Here is a 17,884-nt window from a genome sequence, read left to right as displayed (position 1 = left end):
CCCACAGGTCAGAAGGATGTGTTGGACCGACAGGTCAGAACACCGGAGGGTAACTTACCTGTGTGACAGCTGTGCCGCAGGGGAATTTTGGGGGGCACGGAACGCGCCACGGCACGCAGGACGGCGCTCTGCCTTCCACGCCCGGATCGCCGACGGGTGGGTCGGCACCCGTCCGGTGCCTTCGCCGGTCCGGATCCGTACGAAGGCGCCTGACGGGTTGCCGCCCGGGCCCTGCAATGATCTTCTGACACCCCAACACCCCAGTCAATCCTGGGGATTGCTCCACTCACCCCAGGTGTAGCTTGGGCGTCATGACTCTGGACGACCTGCGCGTGTTCGTCGCCGTGTGCCGGGCGGGCAGCCTCAGCGCCGTGGCCCGTGACCTGTCCTGTACGCAGTCCGCGGTGAGCCAGCACGTCAAGCGCCTGGAGCGGGAGACGGGCGTGAGCCTGTTGGAACGTCAGCCGCGTGGGGTCGTTCCCACGGCGGCGGGGCGCATCCTGCGCGACGCCGCCGCCGACGGGATCGACGGGCTGGATCTCGCGCTGCGCCGCCTGGGAGACCTCGTGAACGGCGAGAGCGGTTCCGTGCGGATCACCACCGGCGGAACGACCGTCCGGCACTTCATGGCCGAGGCGATCGTCTCCTTCCGCCGGCGGTACCCGAAGGTGAACCTGGAGTTCCGGACCGAGACCTCCAGCCGCGGCTGCTTCGACGCCCTGCTGGCCGGCAACCTCGACCTCGCCTGGATCACCGTGGGCGGCCCGGTGCGCGGTATCGAACAGCGCCCCGTCGTGGATCTGCCCTGGGTACTGGCCACGCGGTACGACGATCCGCTCGCGGCCCGGTCGCACATCGACGCCTCCGACCTCACCGGCGTCCACCTCGTCCGGCTGCCGCCGAACTCCACCTCGGGCGCCCGGTTGGACACCGCCTTCGCCGAACTGGGCGTGAGGACCGGCTCGGACACGAGCGTCGCCGACTGGGACACGGCCCTGCTCCTCGCCGAACTGGGCCTGGGCCACGCCGTCGTACCCGCCGTACCGGGCCTTCCCGCACCTGGTGACGGCAGCGCTCTGCGTCTCGTCCCGGTTCCGGCGCTGCCGCCGCTGTCGGTCGGCTGGGCCGTACGCCGCTGGGACGCACTCACCCCGCTCGCCCGGAGCTTCGCCGATCTGGTCGCCGCAAGTTGTACGAGGACGCGCGGTACGACGTGAGCGGTACGGGTTCGGCCGCCCCGTGGGGGCCGCCTGCCAGGGCCTGTGTCGCGGGCGGGCCGGGTCACCCGAGCAGGGTGCGGGCGGCGTCGGCGATGTGGGTGGCGGAGATGCCTGCGGCGTCGAGGAGTTCGTCGGTGGTGCCGGAGCCGGGGAGGCCACGGACGGCGAGATGGGCGACGGCCGCGTGGGCGCCCGCGGTGTTGAGGGCGGACAGCACGGCCTCGCCGATGCCGCCCTCGGGGTGGTGGTCCTCGGCGACGACGAGGAAGCCGGTCTCCCGGGCGGCACGGGTGAGGGTGTCGGCGTCGACGGGCTTGACGGAGTAGAGGTCGACGACGCGGGCGGTGATGCCGTCGCCGGCGAGCCGGTCGGCGGCGGCGAGGCACTCGTGCAGGGTGACGCCGGCGCCGATGAGCGTGACCTGGTCCTCGGCGCTGTGGCGCAGGGTCTTGGAGCCGCCGACGGGGAAGCTCTCGTCGGCGCCGTAGAGGACGGGGTAGGCGCCGCGGGTGGTGCGCAGGTAGGAGATGCCGTCGAGGTCGGCCATGGCGGCGGTGAGGGCGGCGGACGAGGTGGCGTCGCTCGGGTAGAGGACGGTGGAGCCGAGGACGGCGCGCATCATGGCGAGGTCCTCGACACCCATCTGGGAGGGGCCGTCGGCGCCGATCTCGACACCGGAGTGGGTGCCGCACAGGGCCATGGTGACCTGGGAGACGGCGGCCATGCGGATGAAGTCGTGGGCACGGGTGAGGAAGGCGGCGAACGTGGTGGCGTAGGGGCGGTAGCCGCACACGGCCATGCCGACCGCGCTGGCGATCATCTGCTGTTCGGCGATGTAGGTCTGGAAGTACCGCTCGGGGTGGGCCTTCTGGAAGTCCTCGGCGTGGGTGGAGTTGCCGACCTCGGCGTCCAGCGCGACCACGTCGGGACGGGCGCCCACCGCGGCGAGGGCCTTGCCGAAGGCGACCCGGGTGGCGACGCTGTCGCCGACCTCGAAGCGGGGCAGCTCGACGCTCGCGGCGCTCGGTACGGGGACGGGCCGGGCCTGCGGCGGCTGGGGGCCGCGCACGCGCAGGTCGCGTCGGCCGCCGAGCTCGGCGACGGCGCGTTCGGCCATGTCCTCGGGCAGCGGCTTGCCGTGCCAGCCGTTCTTGTCGGCGACCTCGCTGACGCCCCGGCCCTTGACGGTGCGGGCCACGATGACGGTGGGGGTCTCGGGACCGTCGGCGGCGGTGGTCAGGGCCTTGTCGACGGCGTCGAGATCGTGGCCGTCGACCACCAGGGCGCGGCAGCCGAACGCCTCGACGCGGCGGGCGTAGGCCTGCGTGTCCCATTCGAGCTCGGTGGGACCGCTCTGCCCGAGGCGGTTGACGTCGATGATCGCGGTGAAGTTGCCCAGCCGGTTGCGGCCCGCCTTGTCCAGGGCCTCCCAGACGGAGCCCTCCGTCATCTCGCTGTCACCGCACAGGACCCACACCCGGGAGTCGACCTTGCTGAGGTCCCGGCAGGCCAGGGCGATGCCGACGGAGTAGGCGATGCCCTGCCCGAGCGAGCCGGTGGCCAGGTCGACCCAGGGCAGGACGGGGGTGGGGTGGCCTTGGAGGCGGTGGCCGAAGCGGCGGTAGGTCGTCATCAGCTCGTCGTCGTCGACGACCCCGGCGGCCTTGAACATCGCGTAGAGCAGGGGAGAGGCGTGGCCCTTGGAGAAGATCAGGTGGTCGCCGGCCCGGTTGTCGGGAGCGTCCCAGTCGTAGCGCAGGTGGCGGGTCATGAGCACGGCCATCAGATCGGCCGCGGACAGACTGGAGGTCGGGTGTCCGGAGCCGGCGGAGGTGCTGGCACGGACGGAGTCCACGCGGAGCTGCTGGGCGAGTTCGAAGACCTGGGACAGATCGCTCTCGGGGCCGAGGGTGGTGGTCATGGCGGAGCCTTTCTCGTCGGACGACGGGTTAGGGGTTCCCTCGTTCGAGGCGGCCGATCGCTCCGGCGCAGCTTTTCCCCCTTCGGCGGTGCACGTCGTCGGCAGGGACGCGTATGAGCGATGCGCGGGCCCGTGCACGCGCCGGATGACGGCCGGTCGTATCCACCGCCTTCCGGACCTCACTTCTGTTCGGAACCTTTGTTCGGAGCTCTAAGGCTGCTCGGTGGCCTGCCGGTCGGTCTCGCGGTCGCCGGCGCTGACCAGCCCGGTCTCGTACGCGGCGATGACGGCCTGCACCCGGTCGCGCAGTCCGAGCTTGGCGAGGATGCGGGCGACATGGGTCTTGACGGTCGCCTCCGCGAGGTGGAGGCGGGCGGCGAGTTCGGCGTTGCTCAGTCCGCGGGCCAGCAGGCCGAGGACCTCCAGTTCGCGCGGGGTGAGGGCGGCCAGGTCGCGGTGGAGGGCGGCGGTCTCGCCGCCGTGACGGGCGAACCGCTGCACGAGGCGGCGGGTGATGGCGGGGGCGAGCAGGGCGTCGCCGGTACGGACCGTGCGTACGGCCGAGGCCAGGTGCTCGGGGGTGACGTCCTTGAGGAGGAAACCGCTGGCCCCGGCGGACAGGGCCGCGTAGACGTACCGGTCGAGGTCGAAGGTGTTCAGGATGATGACGCGGGGTTCGCCGGGGGCGCCGGTGAGGATGCGGCGGGTGGCCTCCAGACCGTCCATCTCCGGCATCCGGATGTCCATCAGGATCACATCGGGACGGGTGCGGCGGGCCGCTTCGACCGCTTCGGCCCCGTTGGTGGCCTCGGCGACGACGTCGACGCCGTCGGCCCGCAGGATCATCCGGAAGCCGGTGCGGACCAGGGTCTGGTCGTCGGCCAGGAGCACCCGCGGCGGCTGCTCGGTCACGGTGCCTCCAGAGGGATCAGCGCCTCCACACGGTAGCCGCCGGCCAGGCGCCGGCCGGTGCTCAGGGTTCCGTCGTAGACGGCGAGGCGCTCGCGCAGGCCGATCAGCCCCCGGCCGTTGCCGGTGACCGCGTCGGCGTCCGGCCGTCCGCCGGTGTCGGTGACCTCCACCCGCAGCCGCCGCGGTCCGTATTCGACGATCACGGAGGCGGTGGCGCCGGAGGCGTGCTTCACGGTGTTGGTCAGGGCTTCCTGGACCACGCGGTAGGCGGCGAGCTCGATACCGGGCGGGACCTCGCAGGGCGGGCCGGTCACGGTCAGCTCGACCGGCAGCCCGGCGTCCCGTACCCGTCCCACGAGCGTGTGCAACTGGTCCAGGCCGGGCTGCGGGCTCAGCTCCGCGCCTGTGCCGGCCAGGTCCTCGGCCGGGTCCGCGGGCTCGCCGTCGGCGGCCATGGTGAGCAGGCCCATGACGTGCCGCAGTTCGGTCATGGCCGCCCGGCCGCCCGCCTCGACGGCGAGCAGGGCCTCGCCTGCCTCCTCGGGGTCGGTCTTCATGATCTTGCGGGCGGCACCCGCCTGGATGACCATCACGCTGACGTTGTGCGTGACGACGTCGTGCAGTTCGCGGGCGATGCGCGCGCGTTCGTGCTCCACGGCCCGGCGCAGCGCCTCGGCCTGTTCGCGTTCCAGAGCGGAGAGCCGGGCCCGGCCCTCGTCGGTCCGCAGCTTCCAGGTGCGCAGCCCCAGGGCGGCGCCCGCCATCGGGACCAGGATCAGCAGGACGATGTACTCGTTGGGGACGACCGGTGTCACCGAGTTCCCCGAGGTGCCCACCAGCAGCACCGACGCCGGCAGCGCCGCCAGGGTCGCCAACCGGTACGGGCTGTGCACGGCGGCGCTGTAGACGGCGCTGACGAACGCGTACAGGGTCAGCCGCAGCACGCTCTGCGGTGTCGCCAGCGCCGCGGCCGTCACCACGCACAGCACGGCGAGCGGGAAGCGGCGGCGCAGCGCCAGGGCACCGGAGGCGACGACCGCGAGCGTCACCATGAAGGCCAGACCGCCGGGGCCGGACGGGCGCGGCACGACGTACGACACACCCGGCGCGATCTCACGCACCACGATGTTGTTCGCGTTGTCGATGCCGTAGTAGACCGTGATGACGCCGAGCGCCAGTGCCACCAGCACGTCGAAGCGCCAGGCGCGACGGCTGGGCCGCAGCGGCGGACCGGTCGGGATCCAGGCATCGCGGACCGCTCCGCGGGCCAGGGCCCACAGCCGCTCCGACGTCGTCCGTGCGTTCATCACCGGTTCATTGTCGCCGCCGTCCGGACCCTGCGGGTCCGCCTCGGCGACCGTTTCCGGCGCCCCGCCTGCATCGGGCGCCTACATCGAAAGGATGACGTTCCGGGAGGTCATCCCGATGCGGTACGGCAAGGGGTCCGGGCGGGCGACGCACCCGGGCCGGGCGCGCTCCTAGCGTCCGACGGGTCCGAATCCCCGTACCGAAGGAGCCCTTTCATGACCACGCCGGTGATCGAACTGTGCGAGGTGAGCCGACGCTACGACGACGGCCCGCCCGCCGTGGACGACGTGTCGCTGACCGTGCGGCCCGGCGAGGCCGTCGCGATCCTCGGGCCGTCCGGCAGCGGCAAGTCCACCCTGCTCAACCTGATCGCGGGGCTGGACCGGCCGGACTCGGGGACCGTCACCGTGGACGGGGTGCGCGTCGATCGGCTGGGCGAGGCCGGATCGGCGCTCCACCGGCGATCGAGGATCGGCATGGTCTTCCAGTTCTTCAATCTGCTCGACGATCTGACCGTGGCCGACAACGTCGTCCTGCCCGCGCGGCTCGCCGGTACGGCACGGGCCGAGGCCGACCGCAGGGCGGCGGAACTCATGGAGCGCCTCGGCATCGACCGGCACGCCCGCGCCTGCCCCGGGCGGCTGTCCGGCGGCGAGCGGCAGCGCGTCGCGGTGGCCCGGGCACTGATGAACCGGCCGCCACTGCTCCTGGCCGACGAGCCGACCGGGGCCCTGGACACGGCCGCCGGACAGGACGTCAGCAGGCTGCTCGGCGACCTCCACGCCGAGGGCCAGACCATCGTCGTGGTCACCCACGACCTGGCGCTCGCCCGGTCCTGCACCCAGCGGACGGTACGGATCGGGGACGGCCGGATCACCGAGGACGTCGGTTCGCGAGCCGACGCCGGGGCCGCCCGATGAGCGCGCTCGGCAAGGTGGTGCGCTCCGGGGTGGCACGACGGCGGGTGCAGACCCTGGTGATCGGGCTCACCACCTTGATGGCGGTGGCCGCCGCCGTCCTCGGCGGAACGCTGATGGTGATCTCCGACGGGCCCTTCGACGACGCCTTCGCCCGGCAGCACGGCGCGCATCTGTCCGTCCAGTTCGACGCGGGCAGGGTGAGCGCGGGGCAGTTGTCGGCGTCCGGGGCCGCGGAAGGCGTGAGCGCGGCGGCCGGACCGTTCCCCACGGCGACGGTCACCCCGCGGGCGGACGAGGCGGGCCCCGGGTGGCCCATCACCGTCGTCGGGCGCAGCGGTCCGGGCCGGGACGTGGACGAGGTGACGCTGCTGAACGGGCGCTGGCCCGTCCGGGCCGGTGAGATCGTGCTGTCCGCCGATTCCCCGCTCATCCCGGACCTGGGCGGGAAAGTCGCCTTCTCCCGGCCGTCCGGCGCTCCGACGCTGACGGTGGTCGGGGTGGCCCGGTCGGTCACGCAGACCGCGGACGCCTGGGTGCTCCCGTTGCAGATGCCGGCGCTCACCGAGCCCGGCGGCGGCGGTTACCAGATGGTCTACCGCTTCACCCACGCGGACACTGCCGCGCAGATCACCGCGGGCGGCAAGGCCGTGACGGCGTCCCTGCCGCGGGCGGCGGCCGTCGGCGAACAGTCGTGGCTGACCGTCAGGAAGAATGCCGAACGTGCCACCGCCCTGTACGTCCCGTTCCTTGTGACGTTCGGCGTTCTGGGCCTGGTCATGTCGGTGCTCGTCGTCGGCAACGTGGTCGCGTCGGCCGTCGGCACGCAGACGCGCCGGATCGGCGTCCTCAAGGCCGTCGGCTTCACCCCGGCCCAGGTGGTACGGGCCTATGTCGGCCAGGCGCTGGTCCCGGCCGCGGTCGGCACGGCACTCGGTGTCCTCGCGGGCCACCTGCTCGCCGTACCCGTACTGGCCGAGGCCACCGACGTGTACGGCACCTCGTCCCTGGCCGTCGCCCCCTGGGTCGACCTGGCGGTGATCGCCGGGGTGCTCGGCCTGGTGGCGGCGACCGCGTGGGCCGGTGCCTGGCGGGCGGGTCGGCTGCGTACGGTCGACGCGCTCGCCGTAGGCCGCACCGCTTCGGCGGGGCGCGGCCGGTGGGCGGTCCGGCTGGCCGGCCGGCTGCCGTTGCCGCAGCCGGTCGCGCTGGGTCTGGCCCGGCCCTTCGCCAGACCGGCCCGCGCGCTGGCCATGGGCACGGCGGTGCTGTTCGGCACGGTCGCCGCCACGTTCACCGTGGGGATGAGCGCCTCGCTGGGCGAGGTGATGAAGGCCAAGGCCCATGACGCCGCCGATGTCACCGTGCCCGAGCCGCTGCCGGAGTTCGGACCCCGAGGCACCGTCATCGAAAAGCCGCGGGCGGATCCCGCCGCGGTCGCGGCGGCGGTCGAGGCGACCGCCGGAACCGCGAAGTACTACCGCGCCGCGACGGTACGCGCGACCGTGGCCGGTCTCACCGGCACCGTCGACGTGATCGCCTTCACCGGCGACGCCTCCTGGGGCGGCTACACGATGGTCGAGGGCCGCTGGATCGGCGGGCCCGGTGAGGCCGCGGTCCCCACCGCCTTCCTGGCCGCCACCGGCACCCGCATCGGCGACACCCTCACCCTCGGCGGACTCGCCGAGCCCGTCACGGTCCGGATCGTCGGGGAGGTCCTCGACCCCCGCAACAGCGGGATGCAGGTCTTCACCGACGCCCGCACCCTCACGCCCGCCCGTCCCGACCTGACGGACGCGAGCCATCACATCGCGGTCACGTCCGGCACCGACGTCGCCGCCTACGTCGACGCGCTGAACAGGGACCTGGCGCCGCTGGGCGTCACCGCCCAGATCGGCGGTCCCGGCGCCGGCAGTGACATGGTCGTCACGCTCGACGCGCTCTCCGCGCTCCTCACGTTGATGCTCGTCGCCGTCGCCGCGCTCGGCGTCCTCAACGGCGTACTGCTCGACACCCGCGAGCGGGTCCGGGAGATCGGCGTCCACAAGGCGCTGGGCATGACACCCCGGCAGACCCTCGCGATGGTCCTCACCTCGGTCGTCGTGACCGGACTCGTCGCGGGGGCGCTCGGTGTGCCGCTCGGCGTGAGCGTGCACGGCTGGGTCATGCCCGCGATGGGCGACGGCGCGGGGCTGCGTCTGCCCGACTCCGTCATCGCCGTCTACCACGGAGCCGAACTGCTCCCGCTCGCACTCGGCGGGCTGCTCATCGCCGCCCTGGGCGCGCTGCTGCCCGCCGGTTGGGCCGCAAGAGCCCGAACGGCCACGGCTCTGCGCACCGAATAGGAGGTCGGGACCCGCGCTCATGCCCCGGCCTCCATCGCTCGGCGCTGGAGGCCGGGGCGTCGTGGCGGGTCATGGATCCGTCGTTCCTCCACCACCGATTGGTAATATTATATGGGTCAAAATGTAGGGTGAAATGGAAGCGGAATGCCCGCACTCCGTGCCGATATCGTTGGCCATGACCGCTGTTCATCTCAATTCTCTGTTCGACGGAGAGCAAGGATTGGGCGATGCCGGATACGGGAACGGCGTGCATCGCCGAGGCGGTATAAAGGAACCCCTGGGAAAGCTGGGGTCGGCGGGTCGCCGTGGTCCTCTTGAACCTGTATCATCAATCAAGGATTGAGGGGGCATCAATCCTTGATCGAGGGCGAATCAATTCGGTCCGTTTGTGCTTTCCCGGTGCAGACGGCGAAGTCGTCGAACGGGTGGAGTATTTCCGCTCCGGGGGGCGCTCGTGCGCCGATAATTCGCGCCGGACTGTGCCTTTCATAACGGCGATAACACCCTGCGCTCGCTGGACCGAGTGAATGCGGCAGGCGGGTGTTGTGCATTTCTTCCGGCTGGAGGCACATTTCTCTCAGCGGTTCTCGCCGATGGGAGGGACGCATGACGAGCCACGCAACCGAAGTCGACCTCGAAAGTCTGCTCCGCCGGGCATTGCAGGCCACCGGTACGGAGGCGCGTTGGACGACCGACGCGGACGAGATGTGGTGCCGCCTCACCTGCCTGTCCGGAATTCAACGCCGGCAAGGCTGGAAACTGCATGTTTCCGCGACGGCCGCCTCTGCCCCGGAAGTCCTTGTGAGGGCCATGGACGTGCTGCTGCGTGAAGACGCGGCATTCAAGTTCGTGCGATCGCTCGAACAGGTGAGCGCGCTCAACTCCCGTGCCACACCGCGAGGCAGCTCCGGCAAATTCATCACCGTATACCCGCCCTCCGACGCCGCCGCGGCCCGAATAGCGATGGAGCTGCACAGGGCGACGGCAGGACTGGCCGGCCCCCGGATCCTGTCCGACCAGCCGTACGCCCCGCGCAGTCTGGTGCACTACCGCTACGGCGCCTTCGTCGGCCGGCGGCGGCTTTCGGACGAGGGTCTGCTGGTGTGGTTCATCGAGGACCCCGACGGCAATCCCGTGGAGGACAAGCGCACCGGGCAGTACGCGCCACCCCCTTGGGCGGTCAGCCCCTTTCCCGCCTCCGTACCGCTTCCACCGCAACAGGAGAAGGCGGCGAGCAAGCCCGTGCTGCTCGGCGGCCGGTTCTCGGTACGGGAAGCGATCCGGCACACCAACAAGGGCGGCGTCTACCGGGGCACCGACGTCACCACCGGCGCACCCGTGGTGATCAAGGAGGCCCGGCCGCACGTCGAGGGCGACAGGTCCGGCTCCGACGTCCGCGACTGGCTGCGGACCGAGGCCAGGACGCTGGAGAAGCTCAAACACACAGGACTGGCACCGGAGTTGCTCGCGACGTTCGAGACGGGCGGGCACCTGTTCCTCGCCCTGGAGGAAGTACCGGGCGTGCCCCTGCGCAACTGGGTCGCCGAACGCTTCCGCGACATCGGCAGCGAACGCTACCGGGCCGAAGCACTCGAACAGGTCGCACTTCTGGTGGACCTGGTCGCGGCGGCCCACGCCTGCGGCTGCGTACTGAGGGACTTCACCCCGGCCAACGTCATGGTCCGCCCCGACGGGGAACTGCGCTTGATCGACCTGGAGCTCGCCGTCCTGGAGGACGACATCGCGCTCCCGACCCAGGTGGGGACCCCCGGCTTCAGCGCTCCCGAACGCCTGGCGGACGCTCCCGTCTCCCCGACGGCCGACTACTACAGTCTCGGCGCCACCGTGTGCTTCGTGCTCGCCGGGAAGGTGCCCGACCTGCTGCCCGAGGAGCCGGCCGGCCGGCCGGAACAGGAGCGGTTCGCCGACTGGCTGGACGCCTGCGCGGGAACGCTGGGCCTGCCGGAGGGCCTGCGGGAGATGATCCTCGGGCTGATGAAGGACGCTCCCGGCGAGCGCTGGGACCCGGACAGGGCGCGTACGGCGCTGCGTGCGGCGGACCCGTCATGGACCGCGCGCCCCACCGTCGCACCGGCACGCACAGCCGAGTCCGATGACGTGACACAGGTCGCGGTCACCGGGATGGTGAACCACCTCGTCGAGTCGATGACCCCGGCCGACCAGGGGCGGCTGTGGCCCGTGTCCACCCTGGCCGGTGAGACGGACCCCTGCACCGTGCAGCAGGGTGCGGCCGGTGTACTGGCGGTCCTGACCCGGTACTTCGAGCTCACCGGCGACCCGCGCCTGCCGGAACTGCTCCGAACCGCGGGCAACTGGATCGTCGCCCGCACCGACACCCGCTCCATCCGGCCGGGACTGCACTTCGGCGGCCGCGGAATCGCCTGGGCCCTGTACGACGCCGGACGTGCCGTCGACGACCGCGCGCTCACCGACCACGCGCTGGCCCTGGCGCTGGCCCCGCTGGAGCGGACACCCAGCTACGACATCACCCACGGCTGCGCCGGCAGCGGCATGGCCGCCGCCCACCTGTGGCACCGCAGCGGTGACCCACGCCTGGCCGAGCTGGTCGTCGACGCGGCCGACCGGCTGGCCGCCGCCGCACGGACCGAACCGGCCGGAGTGAGCTGGCCCGTCCCCGCGGAAGCCGTGTCCAAGGAGGCCGGCAAACGCTACCTCGGCTTCGCGCACGGAACAGCCGGCATCGGCTGCTTCCTCCTCGCCGCCGCCTCCGTCTCCCACCGCGTGGAACACATGGAGCTGGCCGTGGCGGCGGGGGAGCACCTGGTGGCCAACGCCGTGATGGTCGGCCAGACGGCCCAGTGGCCGGCCCAGGCCACGGACGTGCCCACCGCCCCCTACTGGTGTCACGGCTCGGCGGGCATCGGCTCCTTCCTGGTCCGGCTCTGGCAGCAGACCGGGGACAAACGCTTCCTCGACCTCGCCCACGGCGCCGCCCACGCCGTCGTGGAACGCGCCTCGCGCGCCGCCGTCGCCCAGTGCCACGGACTGGCCGGCAACGGCGACTTCCTCCTCGACATGGCCGAGGCCACCGGGGACCCCGCCTACCGGGCGATGGCCGAGGACCTGGCCCGCCTCATCGTCTGCGAACGGGCCCACCGCGACAGCCACGTCGTCTTCCCCAACGAGTACGGGGACGTCTCGACGAGCTGGAGCGACGGATCCGCAGGCATCCTCGCGTTCCTCCTGAGGACGCGCCACACAGACTCCCGGCACTGGATGGCTCAGGTGCCGGGCTGAACGACAGGTAAATCCTCCTGTCGTAACCGCTCACAGAAGGAGATTGTCATGGAGAACCAGGCGCTCGAGCTGCTGGCCCACCTGCACGCCCTTCCGGAGACCGACCCGGTCGGTGTCGACGGCGCGCAGTTCAGCGGCACCTGTGCGTGCGTCGGCCTGCTGACGCTGCTGAACACCGTCTGCATCGGCGTCAGCTGCGCCTAGTCGAAATCCTCCGGCCGGTGGCCGCCCTCGGGCGGCCACCGGCCGGAGCCGATTCCGCCGCGGCCCGCAGGCCGCGCGGAAGACACCCCCGTGGACGAGGAGCCGACCATGAAGCCACATGCCGGTGACGACGCTCACACCCGAGCAACGCCCCCGACCGCCGCCCGCACCGGCCCGGACGGTACGCAGGCCGCCGCCCCACCGGTGTACGCCATCAGCACGCGCGGCCTGGTCAAGAGCTACGCGGGCCCGGACGGAAGCACCACCCACGCCGTACGCGGCCTCGACCTCGACGTCCTCCAGGGCGAGACCTACGCCTTCCTCGGCCCCAACGGCGCGGGAAAGTCCACCACCCTCGCCCTGCTGTGCGCCCTGGCCCGCCCCACCGCAGGACAGGCCACGGTGGCCGGCGCCGACGTGCTCGGCCGACCGGACCAGGTGAGACGACTGGTCGGGATGCTCTTCCAGCACAGCGCCCTGGACCCGGACCTGACGGCCGAACAGAACCTGCACATCCACGCACGCCTGTACGGACTGCGCCGCCGCCACGCCCGCGTCCGCGTCACCGAGATGCTCGAAGCGGTCGGACTGGACGACCGCCGGCGTTTCCCGGTCCGCACCCTGTCCGGAGGCATGCGCCGCCGCCTGGAACTCGCCCGCGGCCTGTTGCACGCGCCCGAGGTGCTGTTCCTCGACGAGCCGACCACCGGACTCGACCCGCACGCCCGCGCCCAGGTCTGGGAGTACCTGCGCGCACTGCGCGAACGGCACGGCAGCACCCTCTTCGTCACCACCCACTACCTGGAGGAGGCGGAGCACTGCGACCGGCTCGGCATCCTCGACCACGGCCGACTCGTGGCCCAGGGCACGCCCCGGGCGCTGAAGGCCGCGATCGGGGCGGACCGGGTACTGCTGCGTACCGGCGACGACGCGGCGGCACGCCAGATCGTGGGCCGGACCGCTCCCTCGGGCCGGGCCGTCACCCTGGACGCCGAGGGGGTGTCCCTGCGGGTGCCCAACGGCAGCGCCTGGATTCCCCGCCTGTGCGCGGCACTCGAAGCCCACGGCATCGCCGTGCACGCCGCGTCCGCGACCCCACCGACGCTCGACGACGTCTTCTTCCACCACACCGGGCGCAGCATCCACACCCCCCGGCCGCACCGGACACCGGCCGACCCGGCGCCGGGCGCCACCACCGCAGCGACCGAGGAGACCCCATGACCGCCCCCGCTCTCCCGGCCTCGGACGCCTCCGGCACCCCCGCCGACCCCGGCGCCGGCCACAGCGACGGCCGCGAGCCCGGGCCGCCGCTGCGCCACGAACTGCGCGCGGTCCACGCCCTGGTCCACCGCGATCTGCTGCGCCTGGCGAGCCAGCCCACGCACAGCGCCCTGATGCTGATCCAGCCGGTGCTCTACCTCTTCGTCCTCGGCGGAGGTCTGGCCGCCCTGATCCCGGACTCCTCACTGGGTGTCGGGTACCAGACGTACCTCTTCCCGGGCATGCTGATGATGACCGTGCAGTCGCCGGCCATCATCGTCGGCGTCCGTATGATCACCGACCGGCAGAGCGGCTACCTGCGCGAACTGCTGATGGCCCCGGTCAGCCGGCCCACCCTGCTGCTCGGGAGCTGCGCCGGCGGCACCCTCGTCTCCACGGTCCAGGGCGCCGTGCTGCTCGGCCTGGCCGGCGCCGTCGGCCTGCCCTACGACCCCCTGCTCCTGGCGCTGCTCCTCGCCGTGATGATCCTGTCCTCCTTCACCATCACGGCCCTGTCCCTGCTGCTGGCCGTGAGCCTCGACCGGCCCGAGATCTTCCACATGCTGCTCGGCCTGGTGATGATGCCGCTGCTGTTCCTCTCCGGCGGCTTCTTCCCCCTGGGCAACCTGCCGGGCTGGGCCCACCCGCTGGCCGCCGCCAACCCGCTCGCCTACGGGGTGGACCTGCTCCGCCGCGCCATCGCGCTGCGCGTACCCGGCCAGGCGACCGCCGTGGGCATCGAATGGTCCGGCCGGCAACCTCCCCTGCTCCTGGAGGGCGCGGTCCTCCTGGCGGGCGGAGTCGCGGCCCTGCTCTGGGCGGCCCGCCGCTTCAGCCGCCCCGAATGACCCCCGACCCGTCGGCCGCCGAGAGCGTCAGGGCGCCGACGCGGATTCCCGGACCAGACCGAGTGCCGCCTCGCTGAAGGCGCGCACACGGGATGTCGCGCCGTCGGCCGGCCAGACGAGACCCCATTCCACCGGCGCGGCGTCCTCGAAGGGGACATAGGCGACGTCCGGTCGGGCGAAGTAACGCCGGGCGTGGGCGCCCACGACGAAGACGCCCTCCCCGGCGCCGACGAGCGTCAGCATCTCGTTGAAGGTCACGGCCGACGGGCCGGGAACGATGCGCCGGCCGGCGGGTGTGCGCGGCGGCGTGCGGTCCTGACGCGGTGACTTCGGCGGTGTCCTGGGCAGTTGTACCACGGGCACGCGGGCCAGGTCCTCGACGGAGACGGCCGCGCGCCGGGTGAAGGGGTGCCCGGCCGGGACCGCGAGCATACGGGCCTCACGCACCAGGACCGGCCCGGTGACGATGCCCTCCTCGTGCACCGGGTGGCAGGTCAGCGCGAGATCCGCCGTGCCGTCGCGCAGCCACGGCAGTACCTGCGGCAGATGCGCTTCCTTGATGTGGACCTCGCAGTCGGGATGCCGGGCGCGGAATCTCCGGGCGGCCCCGACCAGCAACTGGCCCGCTGCCGGCCCGTCGTACGCCACCCGCAGCAGCCCGGTCATGCCGCGTCCGGCGTCGACCGCCCGCTCGAACGCGTCGGTGATCCGGGCCCAGGCGGGACCCAGCTCCTCCTGCAACTGCCTTCCCACCAGGGTGAGTTCCACCCGGCGACTGGTGCGTTCGAACAGGGGGACGCCGATGCGGCGCTCCAGTTTGGCGATGGTCCGGCTGACCCGTGCGGTGGAGACGTGCAGCCGCTCGGCCGTGCGGCCGAAGTGCAGCTCCTCGGCGAGCGTCAGGAACGCCTCCAACTCGTGCCGCTCCAGCATCCCCCGTCACCCTCCATCGTCAACCGAGGCTCAACGACCTTTGCGCGGAAGCGCATTGATGTCCTTCCGGGCCCACAGCAGGATCAGAGGCGCGGAAAGCCCCCGAACTGCACAGGAGAGCATCATGTACGTCACCCTCGACCGCGCCCTGACCGCTCCCGCCCACGATAGGGCCGCGGCCGTCGCGGAACTCCGGGACCGGGCGGAAATCACCGATGCGCTCCACCGCTTCGGTCTGGGACAGGACCTCAAGGACCGGGAGCTGTTCGCCTCGGCCTTCGCCGCCGACGCCGAGCTGGACTTCCGCCCGGCCGCCGCGCGTTGGGGGGCCGAGCCGCCGTTGATGACCGGGCGGGAGAGCATCGTCACCACCATCCTGGCCATGTTCGCCGACCGGGTGGACACCACTCACCAGATCACGAACACGCGGATCGTCGTGGACGGTGACACCGCCCGGCTCACCGCCCTGGTCGAGGCCCAGCACCTGCTCGTCACCGACCGCACCACCCACGCGCTCCTGAAGAATCCCTATGACGTCGACCTGGTCCGCGACGGCGACCGCTGGGTCATCCGCCGACTGCGCATCGACAACACCTGGTACACCGGTGATCCCGGCGCGTTCTTCGGCTGACATCGGCGCAGCGGTGCCGGCCCGAGCACGTCCGGACGACCTGGCCCGAGGCGGTCGTGTCGCCCTCCCCCGGCGTCTACGAGCGGCGGCGCCGAACTGCCGTCGACCGCTGCCGGGAGAGGTCCGCGTTCCGTGCTGTACCGGCCGTTCTCCGCACCCCGCGCCCGGTTCCCGCGCCCCTCGCGCCTCCGTACCCCCACATCCTCCTATCAGGGCGTTTGACCTGTAAAAGCCCGTTCTGCGCCTCCGGCGTCCGGCAAGGTTGCGCCGGTGAAGGGACGCCGCCCACAGGCGTCCCGCACGACATGGAGGAGACACATGCGAGCAAAGACGGCCCTCACCGCCGGCGCCCTGGCGCTCACCCTCGCCGCCGGAGCCGGCTGGGCCGCCCAGGCAGCCCCCGAGCACACACCCGCTGCCAAGCCCGTACATTCCCGTGCCATCGACGGCTACCAGATCGTCACGCTCCCCAACGCGAACGTGCCGAACTTCCAGCGTCGTACCGTCTTCTGTCCGGCCGGCAAGCACGTCGTCGGTGGCGGAGCCGAGGCCCAGGGCGCCGACGCGATGCTCGTCGGCAGCTTCCCCACCCCGGACGGATCCGGCTGGATCGGTCTCGGCAGGCAGAAGGCCTACAGCAGCGTCGGCATCAGCGTGTACGCCATCTGCGCCTTCTGATCCGACGTCATCAGCCCCGTCAGCGCCCCGTCGCCGGAACCTCCGGCGGCGGGGCGCCGCAGGTCGGGCCGGTCGAACCGAGGGTCCTCACCCCAGGGGGTACCCGACCCGGCGGCCTCGGGCTCAAGCGGACGGCGTGACCGGGGAGCGCAGCCCGAGCCACTGCTCGGCGTCCCAGGCCCGGAACCGCTCCACCTCGGTGAATCCCAGCTTCGCCGCGAGGCGCATCGAGCCGATGTTGGCGCTCTGGGTGGTGAGCACCACCGGCTCGCCGGGAAGGACGCCGTCGAACCAGCCGAGCGCCGCCGCGCACGCTTCGGCGGCGTACCCGAATCCCCACGCCCGCGGCAGGAAGAGGTAACCGAGATCGGCCTTCCCCGCGGCAGCCGGGCGACGATGCCCCGTCGCCCTCCTGAGCAGGATCTGACCGATCATCAGCCCGTCGAGTTCGACGACGAAACTCCCCGGCCACCGCTCGGGCACCCCGGGCAGCTCGCGCTCCAGCTCGGCACGCGGACGCGGACCGCCGAGGTAGGTGTGCACCTCAGGCGAAGCCAACAGCTCGACGAACGCGGCACGGTCCCGGGCCTCGGGCTCACGGAGCACGAGCCTTTTGGTCTCGATCGGCTCGGGCGGCCAGTCGACGGGCCCCAAATCTGACATGCGCACACCCTAACAACCGGAGAGGCGCGGGAAGCCCCGCCGGCGGGGGCCCGGTACCGCCCTCGCCCCGGCCTGCCGACGGGCGGGGTGTCTACCGCCGGCCCACCGACTCCAGCATCACGGCGGGCGGAAGAGACGGGTTGGCCGCTGCGGCTTCCGCCACCTGCCGGTCCGCGTCGGTGAGCAGTTCCACGACGACCGACGGCGGGAGTGCCGGGTGGCCGGCCGCTACAGGTCCGGCCTGTTTGCCGGCCAGGCAGACGAGCAGTGCGGAGGCCGTCGCCCCGCGGTGTCGCGTAACCTCACGGAACACCTTCCGCACCGCTGGTTCGTGACGGACCAGGTCCTAACGAGATTGCGAGCCGCACCGTGATACGAGACTTGTACAACGTCCGGGTGCGGCCCGCGGAGGATGCGACCACACCACTGACCGACGAGGAAGAGCAGCGCCTGCGGGCTCTGCTGTTCAGTGAACTCGGCAACGAGATCGCCGACCAGGGATGGGTGCGCTTCCCGGCGTACACGCCGGAAGACCGCCGTCGGTTGGTCGATGTGGCGCACCGGCTCACCGCCTACTGGGGCCGGCAGGTGGTCGTCGAGGCCGAGGACCAGTGCCGTCTCAGGCTCTGCCTCGCCGGACATGAAGCGCTTTTGAGGCCTTTGCCTGCGGCGACGCGCTGATCGGCTCGCGGGCGGATCGCGGGGCAGCTTGTCGAGAAGGGGCGTCCTTGGAGGCGGCGTAACGTTTCTGCTATGGTTGATCTT

The 17,884-nt window shown here is 72.0% G+C and carries 15 protein-coding genes and 1 pseudogene; 10 read left to right on the top strand and 6 right to left on the bottom strand.

All coding sequences use genetic code 11. The features are described from left to right. Nucleotides 1-311: 311 nt before the first annotated feature. A complete protein-coding gene (locus tag ACWC24_RS35665; protein WP_450667052.1) occupies nucleotides 312-1,217 on the top strand; it encodes a LysR family transcriptional regulator in 906 nt (301 codons plus the stop codon). A 64-nt stretch (nucleotides 1,218-1,281) separates the two neighbouring features. On the opposite strand, the gene ACWC24_RS35660 is transcribed toward ACWC24_RS35665, so the two are convergent. The 3 genes from ACWC24_RS35660 to ACWC24_RS35650 form a co-directional block, all read right to left on the bottom strand. Continuing rightward, a complete protein-coding gene (locus tag ACWC24_RS35660; RefSeq protein ID WP_450667051.1) occupies nucleotides 1,282-3,141 on the bottom strand; it encodes a transketolase in 1,860 nt (619 codons plus the stop codon). A gap of 210 nt (nucleotides 3,142-3,351) precedes the next feature. After that, nucleotides 3,352-3,987: a response regulator gene (locus tag ACWC24_RS35655; protein ID WP_450667063.1), complete on the bottom strand. Its 636-nt coding sequence runs from the start codon at nucleotides 3,985-3,987 to the stop codon at nucleotides 3,352-3,354. A gap of 62 nt (nucleotides 3,988-4,049) precedes the next feature. After that, entirely contained in the window at nucleotides 4,050-5,360 is a 1,311-nt protein-coding gene (locus tag ACWC24_RS35650) for a sensor histidine kinase (RefSeq protein ID WP_450667050.1), read from the bottom strand. A 216-nt stretch (nucleotides 5,361-5,576) separates the two neighbouring features. Here ACWC24_RS35650 and ACWC24_RS35645 point away from each other — a divergent pair, with 216 nt between their 5' ends. The 6 genes from ACWC24_RS35645 to ACWC24_RS35620 all read left to right on the top strand — a co-directional run bounded on the left by ACWC24_RS35645 (nucleotide 5,577) and on the right by ACWC24_RS35620 (nucleotide 14,214). Beyond that, on the top strand, nucleotides 5,577-6,281 hold the full coding sequence (locus tag ACWC24_RS35645; protein WP_450667049.1) for an ABC transporter ATP-binding protein: 705 nt from the start codon (nucleotides 5,577-5,579) through the stop codon (nucleotides 6,279-6,281). Continuing rightward, a complete protein-coding gene (locus ACWC24_RS35640; RefSeq protein ID WP_450667048.1) occupies nucleotides 6,278-8,623 on the top strand; it encodes an ABC transporter permease in 2,346 nt (781 codons plus the stop codon). Before ACWC24_RS35645 ends, ACWC24_RS35640 begins: the two co-directional genes overlap by 4 nt. A 606-nt stretch (nucleotides 8,624-9,229) precedes the next feature. Further along, the gene (lanL, locus tag ACWC24_RS35635) at nucleotides 9,230-11,902 is read left to right on the top strand and encodes a class IV lanthionine synthetase LanL (protein ID WP_450667047.1); all 2,673 of its coding nucleotides are present in this window, start codon (nucleotides 9,230-9,232) and stop codon (nucleotides 11,900-11,902) included. Nucleotides 11,903-11,950: 48 nt separating this feature from the next. Then, entirely contained in the window at nucleotides 11,951-12,106 is a 156-nt protein-coding gene (locus ACWC24_RS35630; RefSeq protein ID WP_202919550.1) for a VenA family class IV lanthipeptide, read from the top strand. Nucleotides 12,107-12,214: 108 nt separating this feature from the next. Next, nucleotides 12,215-13,327 carry an ATP-binding cassette domain-containing protein gene (locus ACWC24_RS35625; protein ID WP_450667046.1) on the top strand — a complete coding sequence of 371 codons (1,113 nt, stop codon included), beginning with the start codon at nucleotides 12,215-12,217 and terminating at the stop codon, nucleotides 13,325-13,327. Beyond that, nucleotides 13,324-14,214, top strand: a complete 891-nt coding sequence (locus ACWC24_RS35620) for an ABC transporter permease (protein ID WP_450667045.1) — start codon at nucleotides 13,324-13,326, stop codon at nucleotides 14,212-14,214. Before ACWC24_RS35625 ends, ACWC24_RS35620 begins: the two co-directional genes overlap by 4 nt. Nucleotides 14,215-14,241: 27 nt before the next feature. Here ACWC24_RS35620 and ACWC24_RS35615 read toward each other — a convergent pair whose 3' ends face one another. Further along, the gene (locus ACWC24_RS35615) at nucleotides 14,242-15,147 is read right to left on the bottom strand and encodes a LysR family transcriptional regulator (protein ID WP_450667044.1); all 906 of its coding nucleotides are present in this window, start codon (nucleotides 15,145-15,147) and stop codon (nucleotides 14,242-14,244) included. A 124-nt stretch (nucleotides 15,148-15,271) separates the two neighbouring features. On the opposite strand from ACWC24_RS35615, the gene ACWC24_RS35610 reads away from it, so the two are divergent. After that, nucleotides 15,272-15,778, top strand: a complete 507-nt coding sequence (locus ACWC24_RS35610) for a nuclear transport factor 2 family protein (protein ID WP_450667043.1) — start codon at nucleotides 15,272-15,274, stop codon at nucleotides 15,776-15,778. Between the two features lie 318 nt (nucleotides 15,779-16,096). Next, on the top strand, nucleotides 16,097-16,456 hold the full coding sequence (locus ACWC24_RS35605) for a hypothetical protein (RefSeq protein WP_450667042.1): 360 nt from the start codon (nucleotides 16,097-16,099) through the stop codon (nucleotides 16,454-16,456). Nucleotides 16,457-16,579: 123 nt separating this feature from the next. Here the strand turns inward: ACWC24_RS35605 and ACWC24_RS35600 are convergent, their stop codons facing one another. Both ACWC24_RS35600 and ACWC24_RS35595 read right to left on the bottom strand, forming a co-directional pair. Beyond that, the gene (locus ACWC24_RS35600) at nucleotides 16,580-17,119 is read right to left on the bottom strand and encodes a GNAT family N-acetyltransferase (RefSeq protein ID WP_450667041.1); all 540 of its coding nucleotides are present in this window, start codon (nucleotides 17,117-17,119) and stop codon (nucleotides 16,580-16,582) included. 91 nt (nucleotides 17,120-17,210) lie between these two features. Next, nucleotides 17,211-17,465: pseudogene (locus ACWC24_RS35595) on the bottom strand (hypothetical protein); the annotation flags it as partial. A gap of 35 nt (nucleotides 17,466-17,500) precedes the next feature. Between ACWC24_RS35595 and ACWC24_RS35590 the strand changes: the two are divergent. Further along, on the top strand, nucleotides 17,501-17,800 hold the full coding sequence (locus tag ACWC24_RS35590; protein WP_450667040.1) for a hypothetical protein: 300 nt from the start codon (nucleotides 17,501-17,503) through the stop codon (nucleotides 17,798-17,800). Nucleotides 17,801-17,884: the final 84 nt, after the last annotated feature.

This window comes from Streptomyces sp. NPDC001443 (genome assembly GCF_053597355.1).
The sequence above is the reverse complement of the archived record's forward strand: the minus strand, read 5'-3'. Positions and strand labels throughout refer to the sequence as shown.

Bases quoted from the DNA above. Each gene is read 5' to 3' on its own strand.
- ACWC24_RS35665 (WP_450667052.1), top strand. From the start codon at position 312: ATGACTCTGGACGACCTGCGCGTGTTCGTCGCCGTGTGCCGGGCGGGC.
- ACWC24_RS35660 (WP_450667051.1), bottom strand. From the start codon at position 3,141: ATGACCACCACCCTCGGCCCCGAGAGCGATCTGTCCCAGGTCTTCGAA.
- ACWC24_RS35655 (WP_450667063.1), bottom strand. From the start codon at position 3,987: ATGATCCTGCGGGCCGACGGCGTCGACGTCGTCGCCGAGGCCACCAAC.
- ACWC24_RS35650 (WP_450667050.1), bottom strand. From the start codon at position 5,360: ATGAACGCACGGACGACGTCGGAGCGGCTGTGGGCCCTGGCCCGCGGA.
- ACWC24_RS35645 (WP_450667049.1), top strand. From the start codon at position 5,577: ATGACCACGCCGGTGATCGAACTGTGCGAGGTGAGCCGACGCTACGAC.
- ACWC24_RS35640 (WP_450667048.1), top strand. From the start codon at position 6,278: ATGAGCGCGCTCGGCAAGGTGGTGCGCTCCGGGGTGGCACGACGGCGG.
- lanL (WP_450667047.1), top strand. From the start codon at position 9,230: ATGACGAGCCACGCAACCGAAGTCGACCTCGAAAGTCTGCTCCGCCGG.
- ACWC24_RS35630 (WP_202919550.1), top strand. From the start codon at position 11,951: ATGGAGAACCAGGCGCTCGAGCTGCTGGCCCACCTGCACGCCCTTCCG.
- ACWC24_RS35625 (WP_450667046.1), top strand. From the start codon at position 12,215: ATGAAGCCACATGCCGGTGACGACGCTCACACCCGAGCAACGCCCCCG.
- ACWC24_RS35620 (WP_450667045.1), top strand. From the start codon at position 13,324: ATGACCGCCCCCGCTCTCCCGGCCTCGGACGCCTCCGGCACCCCCGCC.
- ACWC24_RS35615 (WP_450667044.1), bottom strand. From the start codon at position 15,147: ATGCTGGAGCGGCACGAGTTGGAGGCGTTCCTGACGCTCGCCGAGGAG.
- ACWC24_RS35610 (WP_450667043.1), top strand. From the start codon at position 15,272: ATGTACGTCACCCTCGACCGCGCCCTGACCGCTCCCGCCCACGATAGG.
- ACWC24_RS35605 (WP_450667042.1), top strand. From the start codon at position 16,097: ATGCGAGCAAAGACGGCCCTCACCGCCGGCGCCCTGGCGCTCACCCTC.
- ACWC24_RS35600 (WP_450667041.1), bottom strand. From the start codon at position 17,119: ATGTCAGATTTGGGGCCCGTCGACTGGCCGCCCGAGCCGATCGAGACC.